Here is a 12366-nt window from a genome sequence, read left to right as displayed (position 1 = left end):
GCCGACGTCCAACCCTCAGCAGCGCGCCGCGTCCTCTGGCATGGCGCCAAAAACACAAAACCCGCCTTGCGGCGGGTCGTTGGCGCAAATCAGCACCACGGACGAATATGTAGCATGGCTGCCCTCACCCGGTCAACGATTTTCTAGGAAAAAATTCACATTCGGCCGAAAGGGCATGGAGCCGGCGCTGACACTGCATCCGGCTTTTCATCAGCCGGCTCCTGTGAAATCATCGGCGCCAGCTCATGGAATGATTCCCGTCGCACGGCCTTGTGGAGAGGACGATGGACAGACCAGCCATGGCATCCGTCTTCAGGATGAGGCATGCTCCGGCCACGGTTTCCGGTGTGCGCAGCACTGGCCAGGGCCAGGCGGATCCGATCATCCGGGTGCACTCGCTTGGCGAAGCGATCCGCTTCGTCGCCGGCGCTTACCCCAACTACGACATCGGCACCGTTGCCATAGACTGCGGCGACCCTTCGATCCCGCGCCTCGGCAGCCTGGAGGTCAGGGCGCTGTGGCGCGAATATGGCGAGCGCCTGACGCAGGAGTAGAGGCTTCCGGCCGACCGGCGTCCTGGGATCGGAAACGGCGCTGACGCGTTTCCACTGCGATCAATGGAGGGAGCAATCCATGAACGTCGCCAACCTGCAACTCGAAGGCCTGCTGATGGCCGTCGCCTCGATCAACCAAGTCCTGGTCAAAAAGGGGGTGCTCACATCGGAGGAGATCGATATCGCCCTGCGCAAGGCCGAGGCCTCGGAAACCGGCGAGGAGCGGTCCGGAGGCATGTCGGCGTCGAGCCGCGACGCCGTCAATTTTCCGATCCGGCTACTGGAACTCGCCAACCAGTGCCAGCCGGAGGCGGACATGCCGTCCTTTTCGAAGCTGGCCCGCATGGTCGGCCAGATGAAGGAGCCTTATAACGATCAGATGTAAGGCCCTCCTTACGCCCTGCCCCGGCGAGCGTCATGCCCTGCCCCGGGCGGGCCTACGCCCTGCCCGGCCATCCCAGGTTCAGCGCCAGAATCCTTCCCGGTCCGTGGACCGCCGCGAACAGCAGTCCGGCCAGGAACGAGAAATGGTCGACGAAAAAGCCGAACTCGGCCTGGTTGCCGGTCCAATGGCTGGGTCCGTGGAAGGCAAAGGCCAGGAACAGCACATAGGCGGCGGCGACCAGGGCGGCCTGCGAAAAGAAGGCGCCGCTGAGCAAACACAGCACCAGCGCCACCTCCAGGATCGCCGCGCACCAGGCGAGGAAGAGCGGGAACGGGAAACCGGCGGCCGCGATATAGCCTGCCGTGGCCTCCATGCCCATGAACTTGAAGGTCACCGCCATCAGGAAGACGGCGGCGAAGATCACGCGGGCAACGAGAAGGGCCGCGGTCTGCCACGGCGATTCTGCGATTTGAGACATGGTTGTATTCCTCCAGTTTCATCAGCCCCAAGGACGCGCCGCCGCGCGCGGATCCGACATCTGCCAGTGATTTTTCATGGCCAGCGATTTTTCATGGACCCGCGATTTTCCTCCCGGTTTGCCGGCCGCCGCGACACGCGCCAGGCGTTCACGAACGATTAACGATGCTGAAACTTGTCCGTAACCAGCAACGGGATATCGTTAGCCGGGGCTAATGCACGGCGTGTCCTGTGCAGTAATTTTGGGCGGGTTGAGTTCGGGCGCAAGTATCAGCTTGGGGACGAAGTCCTATCTGGTCAGGTCACCGGTTCTGGAGTGCGATGGCTGCGGCGGCACCGGACAGGTTTTCCAGTGCCCGCGCTGGACGAGTTCCAACGGCCTTTGCTGTCCCGCCGGCACGCATTACCGCGGCTGCCCCGGCGCCAGCGCCCCCTGCGCCGAATGCGGCGCAACCGACAGCCACAGCGCCGACCCGGCCCCTCCATCGGCCTGAACCGGGCCGGCGGTAAGCGCTGGCGGTCACCGCCACCCGCCATGGAACCAGCATGGCCGATCCGTGTTATGTCTGACCGCGACATCTAGGCGTCCGCGCGACCATGCGGCTTACAGAAAGTGAGGCCCGACATGCCCGACGACAAATCGAAGACCAAACAGGACCGCAAGCTGGTCTCGAGCGAGGAGACTTACGAGGTCGCCGACTTCGCGCGCAAATACGGCATTCCGCAGAGCGAGGCCCAGACCATCATCAAGCGCTACGGTCCTTCGCGCAAGAAGCTCGACAACCACATGGCCGCGCGCGGATAGAAAGGGCCGCGAGGCGGCAACCATTTCGCCGGCGTCGCGTGGGGGATGCCGTGGGCCGCGTCAACGGGGCCCGGCGGTAAGCTGAACAGGATGTCTTTTTCCCGGGTTCTCATCCTGGCCAACGAAATGGCGGACGAACATCTGTCGGCTCGTGGCATGCCAAACTGACAAAGCCATGCAGGCGAAAAAAACGGAGGGCGCAACCATGTCCGAGACAACACGCAGGACCGGTAGCTGCCTGTGCGGCGGCGTGCAGTTCGTCGTCACCGGCCAGCCGTCGCGGGTTGGTCTTTGCCACTGCAAGGACTGCCGCAAGGCGGGCGGTTCGGTCTATTCGGCCTTTGCCATCTGGCCGCGCGATGCCTTCGAGACATCGGGCGAAGTGGCCAGCTACGGCACACGCAGCTTTTGCCCGACCTGCGGCAGCCGCCTCGCCTGGGTCGACGACAACGAGGCCGAGGTGATGCTCGGCAGCCTCGACGTCGCACCGACGGACCTGGCACCGCAATATGAATTGTGGACCGGCCGGCGCGAACCCTGGCTGCATGCCTTGCCCGACGCCGAGCAGTTCGAGCATGACCGGCCACAGGCGCAGGGCGCGGATTTGCCCGTGCCCAGGCCGTTGTCGGACGCCGTCGCGCGCGACTGAAAGCAGATTGAAAATTGATCGTTCGGGCTTGGAACCCTCCCCTGGCGGCGACGTTATCCGCCGCTTCCTCTGTGCATGGTCCTGCCCGGGTCTTGGCCGACATGCACGATTCATGGAGACGACCGTTGAACGACAAGATGTTTCCCCGACCGATCCGCTTGAAGTTCTTCCACGGGCGGGAGCGCGTGGTGCGCAGCGCCTGGGAGGGGCTGGAATGCCTCGGTGACTGGCCGGCCGGCCGAGGCCGGCGCTACCGGGCGGCACTGCGCAGCTGCCGCGATGCGCTGGATGGCTGGGCGCCGCCGGAAAAGGCGATGCGGGCGATGATCGACGCCGCGCGCGAGGCGCGCATCCTCCAATAGCGGGAAAAACAATGGCCGATTTGATGCTGTCGACACCGCTGCGGGTCAAGCCGCATGGCTCGGACACGATCCGTGAGGTGGCCACGCTTCAAGACGCCAGTGAAATCCTGATCGACTGGCCACACGCCAAGCGCGGCCCTTTCTACCAGGCCGCGCGCGGAAAGGTCGAGTCGGCGCTGGAGAACGATGAAAGCGCGGCGCAGGCGCAGGAGGCCTTCACCGCGCTGTGCGAGCACGCCGGCCTTCTGGTCAGGTAAGTCAAGCAACTCCACAAAAAGCAGGCGTACTCGCCTGCTTCGCGGAACTGGGTTCGATCCCAGCTTCGATCATTGTGTGGGCAGATCACCGTCCACGATCGGGTGGGAGCTCTCGAAGCCGACGCTCTTCGGCGCCATCAGCATCAGGACGATCACGGCGGCAATAGAGACAAGCAACGTAGCGATCCTGGCAATATCTTTCACATTCTCATCCTTCCCGGATCCGGTTTTGCCATAGAAACGTCTCCTGATCTGCGAGGTTCCGCTGCCGCGATGGCAATGTTGCCTGACAAGCTCTACTGCTTCGGGGGCTGGGGCGGCACTTCGCCCGGCTTGATTATCGGCGTCTTGCCTTCGTCGGGCGCCGGCGCGGCCATGCCCTGATCGCCAGTGGCCGGCGGCTTCAACACGCCGCCGCAATCGTTGAGCTTTTCGCTCAGGCCGCCGCCGCCGGGCTGCTGCTTGCCGCCCTGATCCGTTTGCGCCCGGCATTTGTCGGCCTGCTGGTCCGGCGCCTGCTGAACCGTCTGTGCCACAGCCGGGACCGCCAGGGCCAGCATAATGGCGCATGACGCAATGGCGAGAGGTTTCATCTCGGCCTCCTTCGTTGAACAGCCGCCCGCGGCGGCCTTTCCCTTCATGGGGACAACGCCCGTCGGCCCAAAAGGTTGGCCCCAAGGGTTGGCTCCAAGGGTTGGCCCCAGGGGTTGGCGAAGAGAGGCCTGTTCGCGGGACCGGCCGTTGGAGCCGGTGCGGCTTTCTTGTCGCCCTCTTCCGAAAGCTCTGCCTGGGTTCGAGCCGGTGCAGAAGCCCTACCACGATCAGCACGATCAGCGCGGCGCCCGGCTCAGCCGGGACCACTTGTCGGCGGCCGCAAATAGCCGTCGCTTGCGCAAAAGGCGCTGCAACCAACCCCGTTCTCCAACCGTTGCCTGTGCCGGAGGCCGGCCATGTTCGAGCATTTCCAAGCCATGGACGTCGACATCGGGGACGCCGACATCTTCGTGCGCAGCGCGGGTGGCGGACCGGCGGTGCTTTTGTTGCACGGCTTTCCGCAAACCCATCTGATGTGGCGCGATATTGCGCCGGTGCTCGCCGAGCGTTTCACCGTCATATGCGCCGACCTGCGCGGCTATGGCCGCAGCGCCTGCCCGGCATCGAGCGCCGATCATGCGCCCTATGCCAAGCGGGCCATGGCGTCGGACATGGTGGCGATGATGGCGGAACTCGGCTTTACCTCCTTCATGGTCGCCGGCCATGACCGCGGCGGGCGTGTCGCCTACCGCCTGGCGCTCGATCATCCAGATCGTATCGAGAAACTCGCCGTGCTCGACATCGTGCCCACGGCCGACGCCTGGGACCGGGCCGATGCCCGGCTGGCCCTCGGCTACTGGCCGTGGTCGTTGCTGGCGCAGCCCGAGCCCTTGCCGGAAAAGATGCTGGCGGGCGCCGCCGATGCCATAATCGACAATGCGCTGGGCGGCTGGGGTTCGTCGCCCGATGTCTTTCCCGCCGGCATCCGCCAGGCCTATATCGATGCCTTGCGCGATCCCGCCCATATCCACGCGATCTGCGAGGAATACCGGGCGGCGGCAACGCTCGACCGTGAACACGACCGGGCGGACAAAGCCGCCGGCCGACGCATCGCCTGCCCGGTTCTGGCCTTGTGGAGCGGGCAAGGCGCGCTCGCCGAATGGTATGCAGGCGAAGGCGGACCGCTGGCGCTATGGCGGAACTGGGCTGATGACGTGCGTGGCCACGCGATGTCAGGCGGACATTTCTTTCCCGAGGAAGCGCCCGGGCAAACGGCTGCCGCGCTGATCGATTTCTTCGGCAAGGTCAAGGCGGGGGCCGGTTAGCCACCGCCACGGCCACCTCGGATCAGCCGGCTGATTCCTCCGATGTAGACTCGCCGTCGGGTTCACCAGGCCGGCAAGGATCGGATCTTCGCGGACACTCCTCGAAACCATGGTCTCGGCCGCCGCAGAAGGAACAGCACATCGCCTCACGGCCCTCGTTTCCGGGCCGCCATTGCGGTGTTTCGTAAGGCTTCCTGCCGTCCATGCCCAGCAATGCGCGACGCCCGATTTGGTTGCGCGGCCGCCGGCGCCGCGCCCGAAGGCGCACGCCGCACGGCCTGTCGCGGAACCAACGGACACGATGCGGGTTGTGTGCGACAATGGATGCGGTCATTCCAGCGCTAATCCGGACCGGCCGCGCGCGCAATCGTGTCAAACCAAAGAGAACCTCCATGTCCGCTCGTATTCCGACCCTGTTGACGGCGATGGGCGTCGTGCTCGCGGCGACCGGACTGGCCGATGCCCGGCCCGACAGCCGCTCCATGAACTGCGGCGAGATCCGGGCCATGATCCAGAGCCACCGTGCCGTGGTGCTGACCACCGGCCCCAACACCTATGACCGCTATGTCAGGCAGTTCGGCAACGAGTGCGACTGGCCTGAAGTGCCGATGTCGGCCTATGTCCCGTCCCGCGACGGCGACTGCCCGGTCTATCGCTGCGAAGAGCCGGTCAACAATTTCCCGAATTGACCGCAAGCTGCCTGGGCGCCATAACGTCCTGCTTCTCCCGCTTCGTCTAATGGTAGGACAGCGCCCTTTGAAGGCGTGAATCGTGGTTCGAGCCCATGAGCGGGAACCAAGCAGATGATCTCAATCAACCTAGCGTGAACGGAATCTGGTCGGGTCGCTCCCGATCCTCTCCCATCAATTCGGACACAATCCGGGACAGGTAAAGGACCGGCCGTGATCCTGCCGGGCAGGAGGAAGGTGGCTTCCGCCCAGGACCTCGCTCGCGATTGACGGCAAGTTAACGTTACGTTAACTTCAAATTAGCCCATCCTAAAATAGGAGATCCTGATGAAGATCGCCTTTGTTTGTCTGGCGCTCGTCCTCGCCGGGTCGAGTGTCGCTGCGGCGCATGGAAAAAAGGCAAGAGTCACCGCTGACAAGGCATGTGCTCGTCTGTCGATCAAGGCGGCAGTGGCGGCAAAATTGGACTGCAATGCAACGGGAACCGCCACATCGACCCAGACCGACGCAACGAATGCTAAGCCGCGCCTTGGCTACGAAAACGCTTGGACGATATCCTCGTTTGGCCTTTAACGTTCCCAGCATTTCCTCTACCCAAAAGGCCCGGACCGGAGCGCTGGGCCTTTGTAAAACGTGAGTGGCGCTATCAGATCTCGTCCTTGACTCTTCCCAGCCCCCTGGGCTTCTCGACAAATCAGACCAACTGATTGAGGGTCGACCGCTTCCATGAGCGGGAACCAAATAGTTTCGATTGCAGCGTTAAGTGCAGCCGAATGCCCGGAACCTCAATCGGTCTAAGCCATCGCGAGCGCTCGGTCCTGATCAGCATGAAACCTCGCGGCCTATTGCGCGTTCATTGTCGGCCAACAGGAGAATTCCATGGACCCGGCAACCGCGGCGGTGATGATTATGCTTTCATGCAGCGCATCGCTCTGTCGGCCCACGGAGTCGCGCCCGGCCGTCTACCCATCGATGGAAGAATGCCAGGCGGCACTTGAAGTCAGATTGGCACCGTGGCCGAACGGCGAAATGATCGGTCGATGCAAGCAGGTCGACCAGACGGCGACCGGCTCGATTCCACCGGAGGGCTACGCCGCGGTTCAAGTCACGCGGGGGATAGGCAGCGATGCGGTCACCACCAACTACTTCGTTCCGAGAGCCGACAACTAGGAAGCCCGGAAGCCGAAGCTGTCGGCCGTTGACAAGTTCGCAGTTGGCGAACCGCTAGACATCGACGGGCTCTTGGGTTTGGCCCGACCCTCCGGAAACCATTTCAGGGACCCGGCGTTAACGGCCGGCATGGCCAGACACAGGAGACATTCCCATGACCGTCAATTGCCGCATATCCATCGACAACCGGCCTGACGCGACCAACGCCACTTTCCAGGCTGTGCCGCGCATTGGCGAGACGGTTTCCCTGTCGGTCGACGGAAGCCCGCAGGATCTCAGGGTCTCGCGTGTCGTGCATGTTCCCAACGGTGGACTGGAAGGCGCCGCGATCATCGTCGAGGTGACGACCAACATCCTCTAGACCTTGTTTCGCCGCGAGATGCCCGGAGAGTTCACGCTACAGTGATCGGCGCGATGAAACCTCGCGCGGCCAAGCGCGTTCCATGCCTGCAACAGGGTCCAGGTTCCAATGCAAACCGCGTGGTTCTCCAAGCCCGTCGTGGTTTCGGTCGGCGTTACCGGAGCCACCCGCAACCTGTCCAACACACAACAGGCCATCGAGCTGCTGACGACCCATTGGCGCGATGCCGGCAGCCTGAAACATCAGTCCGCGCTGCGCGCCTGCCGCCGGGCAACGAGCGGCGACGTGCCCCCCGACATCGCCAGGGAGGCTTTTGTCGAGGCCGCGCGCGAGGCGCATATCCTGGTCGAGTAGGTCGAGCTGATACGATTTTGGGCACGGATTTGGGCGGCGTTCCAGACCGGCAGATTTATCCTAGATGCCGAAACCCGGCGAAACGTCGTCGGCCTCACTGCCGGCGTGCGCCACGATGATGGATGCCAAGGGCGCGCTCAGCCGCCATTTGAGATGGCCGGGCGACCGCTCCAGAATGGCGGAGCCGCCTAGCGACTGCGGCGCCACGCGCTGTAGCACGACGGTGCCGAACCCCTTGCGCGTCGTCTGGTCCCGCCGGTCGCCGGGATGCGGCGTCGACGTCTCCTCCCAGGTCAACTGGAATTCACGCTCGCCCGCTGAGCCGGGGTCTTGCGCCCCGGAGTCGATTGTCCAGGTGATCTCCACCCGGCCGCCTTCGCTGCCCAGCGCGCCATATTTGGACGAGTTCGTGCCCAGTTCGTGGAAGGCCATGCCAAGGTTCTGCACCGCGTTCGACTGCAGCGTCAGGACCGGGCCGGAGAGCAGGATCTGCTCCTCGCGGCCAAAAGGCTTGAGATGTTCCTGGATCAGGTCGAACAGGCTCGCGCCCGCCCATTCCGAGGTGACGAGCAGATCGTGCGAGCGCGACAGCGCCATGATGCGGGCGCGGATCAGTTCCTCGAACTCGCTTGGATCGCTCGAACGTTTGCTGGTCTCCCGGACCATCGACAGGATGACCGCGAACTGGTTCTTGACGCGATGGTTGACCTCGCGCATCAGCAGCCTGATCCGGCGCTCGCTCTCCTTGGCGGTGGAAATATCGCGGGCGATTTGCGAGGCGCCGACGATCTCGCCATTGCTGTTCTTGATCGGCGAAATCGTCAGCGAGACGGAAATCGGCACGCCATCCTTGCGCCTGCGCGTCGTCTCAAAGCTCGCCACCCGGTCGCCGCTGCGAATCTTGTTGATGATCTCGATCTCCTCGTTCTTGAGGCGATCGGGGATCAGCATCAGGATGGATTGGCCGATCGCCTCCTCGGCGGTGTAGCCGAACATGCGTTCCGCCGCCTGGTTCCAGCTTTGAATGATGCTGTTCAGATCCTTGCTGATGATGGCATCGAAGGAGGAATCGACAATTGCCGCGAGCCGGGCGTCGGCAGTCGCCCCCTGTCTGTCGCTGCCGTCAATGTCGTTCATCGCCATCCGCAATTGCATCTTCTCCCAATCAGATAAGGCGCAAACCGGTCAAGGCAATCGCAGGCGCGAGAATGGACAACTTTATCCCGTTTCACTCCGCCTGTTCCGGCGGCGCCTTGCCGTCGCCACTGGGCATGAGCACGCCGAACTCCTGCGACTTGGCACCCATCTCCGCCGTCAGGAAGCCGTCGGAGGCAAGACCACGGCGCAGCAATTCGCGCACCGCCGCCGAACGGCTGGGCATCCGCTTGTCGAAACGCCAATTTTCCAGCGCTGCCAGTTCATCCTGTGTCAACATGACCTGCAATCGTTCCGGGCGTTCCAGTTCCATGTGCGCCTCCCCGCGCGAGATTTGCTGAGTTAGTAACTATCTCATTCCACTTACAGTTAGGAATTCCCTCATCGTACGTCAAGTGTGGGCAATGAGCGAATGCAGCGTTGTATCAACGATGAGGATCGAGCGCAGGTTGCGTATTCGCATAACTCTACTAACTACCTGATTTTGTTTACGGATTTTTCAATTTTAACTTGCCAGGCCCCGATATCGGGCGCATCTTGCAGACTTGAGGAAACCAACTCGCTTTGGGAGGTTTCGATGCGATACGACTATTCCACCATGCTGCGTGAAGACGTCTATTCGACCGTCTGCACCGCATTCAAGACAGTGGGCATCATCAACGTGTCTGTGGTGGCGGAAAGGATCAGGATCAGGAATCTGGCAGAGAATGTCGCCCTCGAGGACATTGAGCATCTGGTCCTGCAGGCTGCCCAATTGATTGGAGCGGCAATCGAATTCGATGCTTGGTCCAATGGACTAGCTTGGCCTGGAAACGATGGCGTCGAGAATGGCAAGGAGAGTGCCAACCTCCCGCCCGATCTTGGTCGATCGGCCTCGATGCAATAGCCAAAGCCGCCCTCCTCCCGCGACGTCGCTTCAAATATGTGAGCACGGTGCGCTTACCATCAGACTTGGCCGAGCGGTCCCGGCGTGACCGCGACGCCGCCGATGAGCTGATGGCGAAGCCGGCGCGTAAAGCGTCATGCCCGATGCTATCCGTCGAGACCGCGCCGAACACCCTGTGGGAATTGAGCGAGCGCCTTATATGATCCTGGTCATCTCCTTCCTTCCCTCTCGGAGCTCCACCCATGACCCTCAACACACGCAAGCTCGGCAGCCAGGGGCTGCAGGTCTCGGCCATTGGTCTCGGCTGCATGGGCATGAGCCAGTCCTACGGCCCGGCTGACGAGGCCGAATCCATCGCCACGCTGCACCGCGCCATCGAACTTGGCTGCACGTTCCTCGACACCGCCGAGGTCTATGGCCCGTACACCAACGAGGCCCTGCTCGGCCGGGCGTTGAAGGGCAAGCGCGACAAGGTGACCATCGCCACCAAGTTCGGCTTCCTCATCGAAAACGGCAAACAGGTGGGGGTCGATAGCCGGCCCGGGCATATCCGCGAGGTCGTGGAAGCCTCGCTCGGCCGTCTCGCCACCGATCATATCGACCTGCTCTACCAGCACCGCGTCGACCCCGCGGTGCCGCTGGAGGATGTCGCGGGCGCTGTCGGCGAGCTGGTCGCACAAGGCAAGGTGCGGTTCTTCGGCCTGTCGGAGGCAGGTGCCGCCAACATCCGCCGGGCGCATGCCGTGCATCCGGTGTCGGCGTTGCAGAGCGAATATTCGCTGTGGGAGCGCAATCTGGAGCCGGAGATCATCCCGCTGCTCGGGCAACTCGGCATTGGTCTGGTGCCGTTCTCTCCACTCGGCCGCGGTTTTCTCACCGGCGAGGTCAAGCGCGCGGAGGACTACGCCGAGGGCGACTACCGCCGCAACGACCCGCGCTACCAGGGCGAAAACTACGACGCCAACGTCGACGCGGCGGCCAAGGTGCGCGACATCGCCACGGCCCGCGGCGTCAAGCCCGGCCAGGTCGCGCTGGCCTGGCTGCTGGAGAAGGGCAACGGCTTTGGCGTCGACATCGTGCCCATCCCCGGCACCAAGCGGATCAGATATTTGGAGGAAAACGTCGCCGCCGCGTCATTGAAACTCGGCGCCGCCGAAATGGCCGCGCTCGACGATGCCCTGGCGCCGGGAAAAATCTCCGGCCCGCGCTACACCGAGCGCGGCATGGCGATGGTCGATCGGTAGGCGCTCGGAGCGCAAAGATCCGAACACCGGGATCATCCTGGCTTGTATCTCGATCGGCGAAGACTTCAGACTGTGCGCCTCGCATGCCTCGCCAGCGCGTGCTCGATCAGCGCGTCGATGACCTCGCTGTAGCCGATGCCGTTCGCCGCCAGCGCCTTGGCGTACATCGAGATGTCGGTGAAGCCGGGCAGCGTATTGACCTCGTTGATCAGCAGGGAGCCGTCGGCGCGCAGGAAGAAGTCGACGCGCGCCATCGCCTCGCAGCCCAGCGCCTTGAAGGCTTGCCCCGCCATGTCCCGCGCTCTGTCGGCGATCGCGGCGGGGACGTCGGCGGGCACTTTGACCACCGCGCCGTCGGCATCGAGATATTTGGCCTCATAGGTGTAGAAGCCATGCTTGCCGGCCGGGATGATCTCCCCGGGCAGCGAAACCGTCAGCGAGCCATCGGCCCGTTGCAATACCGAGCACTCGATTTCGCGGCCCTCGACGAACTCCTCGATCAGCGCCTTGCCGTCATAGCGGAAAGCCGTTTCGACGGCCTCTGTGAAGCCATCCCTGTCGTCCACCTTGCTCACGCCGAAGGACGAGCCCTGGCGCGCCGGCTTGGCGAAGAAAGGCAGCCCAAGCGCCCCGGCGATTTCCTGGAACGAACCGACATCGCCTCTACGCACGGTGACCGAGCGGGCGACGGCAAGGCCGGCTTCGCGCAGCAGTCGCTTGGCGACGTCCTTGTCCATGGCGGCGGCCGAAGCGAGGATGCCGCAGCCGACATAGGCGACATCGGCAACCTCGGCATAGCCCTGCACCGAGCCGTCCTCGCCGAACGGACCGTGCAGCACGGGAAAGACGACATCGACCGGCGTCAGGTCGGTTGCCTCGTGCGACGCCGAGATCAGCCGGCCCTTGCCGCCGGGCAGCAGGGCGACCTCCACGCCGTCCTCCGACACTGGAGCCCCTGCCCCTTCGCCTGCGGCCTCTGACGTCGGCTGCTGAAGCAGCCATCTGCCGTCCCTGGAAATCGCGATCGGCACCACCTCGTAGCGGCTCCGGTCGATCGCCTTCAGCACATTGGCTGCCGACAGTCGCGACACGTCATGCTCGGCCGAGCGACCGCCGTAGAGGATGGCAACCCTGATCTTTCCGGTCATCGAAATCCCTC

20 protein-coding genes and 1 tRNA gene are annotated in these 12366 nt (G+C 63.5%); 15 read left to right on the top strand and 6 right to left on the bottom strand.

Features of this window, described 5'->3' with window-relative positions:
* Positions 1 to 284 precede the first annotated feature (284 nt).
* Entirely contained in the window at positions 285 to 554 is a 270-nt protein-coding gene (locus tag LB543_RS13870) for a hypothetical protein (RefSeq protein WP_140809808.1), read from the top strand.
* Between the two features lie 79 nt (positions 555 to 633).
* Complete coding sequence (locus LB543_RS13865; protein WP_140809810.1) at positions 634 to 939, top strand: hypothetical protein; 306 nt, start codon at positions 634 to 636, stop codon at positions 937 to 939.
* 52 nt (positions 940 to 991) lie between these two features.
* On the opposite strand, the gene LB543_RS13860 is transcribed toward LB543_RS13865, so the two are convergent.
* Entirely contained in the window at positions 992 to 1417 is a 426-nt protein-coding gene (locus LB543_RS13860; RefSeq protein ID WP_224614486.1) for a DoxX family protein, read from the bottom strand.
* Positions 1418 to 2041: 624 nt separating this feature from the next.
* Between LB543_RS13860 and LB543_RS13855 the strand changes: the two genes are divergently transcribed.
* The 4 genes from LB543_RS13855 (at position 2042) to LB543_RS13840 (ending at position 3489) form a co-directional block, all read left to right on the top strand.
* Positions 2042 to 2221, top strand: a complete 180-nt coding sequence (locus tag LB543_RS13855) for a DUF3606 domain-containing protein (RefSeq protein WP_140763456.1) — start codon at positions 2042 to 2044, stop codon at positions 2219 to 2221.
* 205 nt (positions 2222 to 2426) lie between these two features.
* Positions 2427 to 2870: a GFA family protein gene (locus LB543_RS13850; protein ID WP_140809814.1), complete on the top strand. Its 444-nt coding sequence runs from the start codon at positions 2427 to 2429 to the stop codon at positions 2868 to 2870.
* A gap of 125 nt (positions 2871 to 2995) precedes the next feature.
* Positions 2996 to 3232: a DUF982 domain-containing protein gene (locus tag LB543_RS13845; protein WP_140763463.1), complete on the top strand. Its 237-nt coding sequence runs from the start codon at positions 2996 to 2998 to the stop codon at positions 3230 to 3232.
* 11 nt (positions 3233 to 3243) lie between these two features.
* The gene (locus LB543_RS13840) at positions 3244 to 3489 is read left to right on the top strand and encodes a DUF982 domain-containing protein (RefSeq protein ID WP_140809816.1); all 246 of its coding nucleotides are present in this window, start codon (positions 3244 to 3246) and stop codon (positions 3487 to 3489) included.
* Positions 3490 to 3558: 69 nt separating this feature from the next.
* On the opposite strand, the gene LB543_RS33910 is transcribed toward LB543_RS13840, so the two are convergent.
* Positions 3559 to 3693 (bottom strand): hypothetical protein, encoded by a 135-nt coding sequence (locus LB543_RS33910; protein WP_263489072.1) that lies wholly within the window; start codon positions 3691 to 3693, stop codon positions 3559 to 3561.
* Positions 3694 to 3785: 92 nt separating this feature from the next.
* Positions 3786 to 4082 (bottom strand): hypothetical protein, encoded by a 297-nt coding sequence (locus LB543_RS13835; protein ID WP_224593501.1) that lies wholly within the window; start codon positions 4080 to 4082, stop codon positions 3786 to 3788.
* A gap of 357 nt (positions 4083 to 4439) precedes the next feature.
* Here LB543_RS13835 and LB543_RS13830 point away from each other — a divergent pair, with 357 nt between their 5' ends.
* The 7 genes from LB543_RS13830 (at position 4440) to LB543_RS13800 (ending at position 7922) form a co-directional block, all read left to right on the top strand.
* Positions 4440 to 5348: an alpha/beta fold hydrolase gene (locus tag LB543_RS13830; RefSeq protein ID WP_140763469.1), complete on the top strand. Its 909-nt coding sequence runs from the start codon at positions 4440 to 4442 to the stop codon at positions 5346 to 5348.
* 392 nt (positions 5349 to 5740) lie between these two features.
* Positions 5741 to 6037, top strand: coding sequence for a hypothetical protein (locus LB543_RS13825; RefSeq protein ID WP_224614485.1), 297 nt, complete (start codon positions 5741 to 5743; stop codon positions 6035 to 6037).
* A 35-nt stretch (positions 6038 to 6072) separates the two neighbouring features.
* A tRNA-Gln gene (locus LB543_RS13820) sits at positions 6073 to 6146 on the top strand.
* Positions 6147 to 6364: 218 nt separating this feature from the next.
* Positions 6365 to 6610 (top strand): hypothetical protein, encoded by a 246-nt coding sequence (locus LB543_RS13815; RefSeq protein ID WP_140809820.1) that lies wholly within the window; start codon positions 6365 to 6367, stop codon positions 6608 to 6610.
* A gap of 306 nt (positions 6611 to 6916) precedes the next feature.
* Positions 6917 to 7207: a hypothetical protein gene (locus LB543_RS13810; protein WP_224614484.1), complete on the top strand. Its 291-nt coding sequence runs from the start codon at positions 6917 to 6919 to the stop codon at positions 7205 to 7207.
* 154 nt (positions 7208 to 7361) lie between these two features.
* Complete coding sequence (locus tag LB543_RS13805; RefSeq protein WP_140763476.1) at positions 7362 to 7568, top strand: hypothetical protein; 207 nt, start codon at positions 7362 to 7364, stop codon at positions 7566 to 7568.
* Positions 7569 to 7676: 108 nt separating this feature from the next.
* Positions 7677 to 7922: a DUF982 domain-containing protein gene (locus LB543_RS13800; protein ID WP_140763479.1), complete on the top strand. Its 246-nt coding sequence runs from the start codon at positions 7677 to 7679 to the stop codon at positions 7920 to 7922.
* Between the two features lie 60 nt (positions 7923 to 7982).
* Here LB543_RS13800 and LB543_RS13795 read toward each other — a convergent pair whose 3' ends face one another.
* Both LB543_RS13795 and LB543_RS13790 read right to left on the bottom strand, forming a co-directional pair.
* The gene (locus tag LB543_RS13795; protein ID WP_224614483.1) at positions 7983 to 9059 is read right to left on the bottom strand and encodes a sensor histidine kinase; all 1077 of its coding nucleotides are present in this window, start codon (positions 9057 to 9059) and stop codon (positions 7983 to 7985) included.
* A 91-nt stretch (positions 9060 to 9150) separates the two neighbouring features.
* Positions 9151 to 9390, bottom strand: a complete 240-nt coding sequence (locus LB543_RS13790; RefSeq protein WP_140763485.1) for a hypothetical protein — start codon at positions 9388 to 9390, stop codon at positions 9151 to 9153.
* Between the two features lie 264 nt (positions 9391 to 9654).
* Between LB543_RS13790 and LB543_RS13785 the strand changes: the two genes are divergently transcribed.
* Both LB543_RS13785 and LB543_RS13780 read left to right on the top strand, forming a co-directional pair.
* Entirely contained in the window at positions 9655 to 9963 is a 309-nt protein-coding gene (locus tag LB543_RS13785; protein WP_140763488.1) for a hypothetical protein, read from the top strand.
* 242 nt (positions 9964 to 10205) lie between these two features.
* Positions 10206 to 11207: an aldo/keto reductase gene (locus LB543_RS13780; RefSeq protein ID WP_224593077.1), complete on the top strand. Its 1002-nt coding sequence runs from the start codon at positions 10206 to 10208 to the stop codon at positions 11205 to 11207.
* A 65-nt stretch (positions 11208 to 11272) separates the two neighbouring features.
* On the opposite strand, the gene LB543_RS13775 is transcribed toward LB543_RS13780, so the two are convergent.
* Positions 11273 to 12355: a D-alanine--D-alanine ligase family protein gene (locus tag LB543_RS13775; RefSeq protein ID WP_224593079.1), complete on the bottom strand. Its 1083-nt coding sequence runs from the start codon at positions 12353 to 12355 to the stop codon at positions 11273 to 11275.
* Positions 12356 to 12366: the final 11 nt, after the last annotated feature.

It is taken from the genome of Mesorhizobium sp. ESP7-2 (assembly GCF_020164715.1).
Lineage (GTDB): Bacteria > Pseudomonadota > Alphaproteobacteria > Rhizobiales > Rhizobiaceae > Mesorhizobium.
Note: the sequence above shows the minus strand (reverse complement) of the source record. Positions and strands in the feature narration are given on the sequence as shown.

Coding starts and splice junctions, on each gene's coding strand:
- LB543_RS13870 (WP_140809808.1), top strand. CDS start 285: ATGGACAGACCAGCCATGGCATCCGTCTTCAGGATGAGGCATGCTCCG.
- LB543_RS13865 (WP_140809810.1), top strand. CDS start 634: ATGAACGTCGCCAACCTGCAACTCGAAGGCCTGCTGATGGCCGTCGCC.
- LB543_RS13860 (WP_224614486.1), bottom strand. CDS start 1,417: ATGTCTCAAATCGCAGAATCGCCGTGGCAGACCGCGGCCCTTCTCGTT.
- LB543_RS13855 (WP_140763456.1), top strand. CDS start 2,042: ATGCCCGACGACAAATCGAAGACCAAACAGGACCGCAAGCTGGTCTCG.
- LB543_RS13850 (WP_140809814.1), top strand. CDS start 2,427: ATGTCCGAGACAACACGCAGGACCGGTAGCTGCCTGTGCGGCGGCGTG.
- LB543_RS13840 (WP_140809816.1), top strand. CDS start 3,244: ATGGCCGATTTGATGCTGTCGACACCGCTGCGGGTCAAGCCGCATGGC.
- LB543_RS13835 (WP_224593501.1), bottom strand. CDS start 4,082: ATGAAACCTCTCGCCATTGCGTCATGCGCCATTATGCTGGCCCTGGCG.
- LB543_RS13830 (WP_140763469.1), top strand. CDS start 4,440: ATGTTCGAGCATTTCCAAGCCATGGACGTCGACATCGGGGACGCCGAC.
- LB543_RS13825 (WP_224614485.1), top strand. CDS start 5,741: ATGTCCGCTCGTATTCCGACCCTGTTGACGGCGATGGGCGTCGTGCTC.
- LB543_RS13815 (WP_140809820.1), top strand. CDS start 6,365: ATGAAGATCGCCTTTGTTTGTCTGGCGCTCGTCCTCGCCGGGTCGAGT.
- LB543_RS13810 (WP_224614484.1), top strand. CDS start 6,917: ATGGACCCGGCAACCGCGGCGGTGATGATTATGCTTTCATGCAGCGCA.
- LB543_RS13805 (WP_140763476.1), top strand. CDS start 7,362: ATGACCGTCAATTGCCGCATATCCATCGACAACCGGCCTGACGCGACC.
- LB543_RS13800 (WP_140763479.1), top strand. CDS start 7,677: ATGCAAACCGCGTGGTTCTCCAAGCCCGTCGTGGTTTCGGTCGGCGTT.
- LB543_RS13795 (WP_224614483.1), bottom strand. CDS start 9,059: ATGAACGACATTGACGGCAGCGACAGACAGGGGGCGACTGCCGACGCC.
- LB543_RS13790 (WP_140763485.1), bottom strand. CDS start 9,390: ATGGAACTGGAACGCCCGGAACGATTGCAGGTCATGTTGACACAGGAT.
- LB543_RS13785 (WP_140763488.1), top strand. CDS start 9,655: ATGCGATACGACTATTCCACCATGCTGCGTGAAGACGTCTATTCGACC.
- LB543_RS13780 (WP_224593077.1), top strand. CDS start 10,206: ATGACCCTCAACACACGCAAGCTCGGCAGCCAGGGGCTGCAGGTCTCG.
- LB543_RS13775 (WP_224593079.1), bottom strand. CDS start 12,355: ATGACCGGAAAGATCAGGGTTGCCATCCTCTACGGCGGTCGCTCGGCC.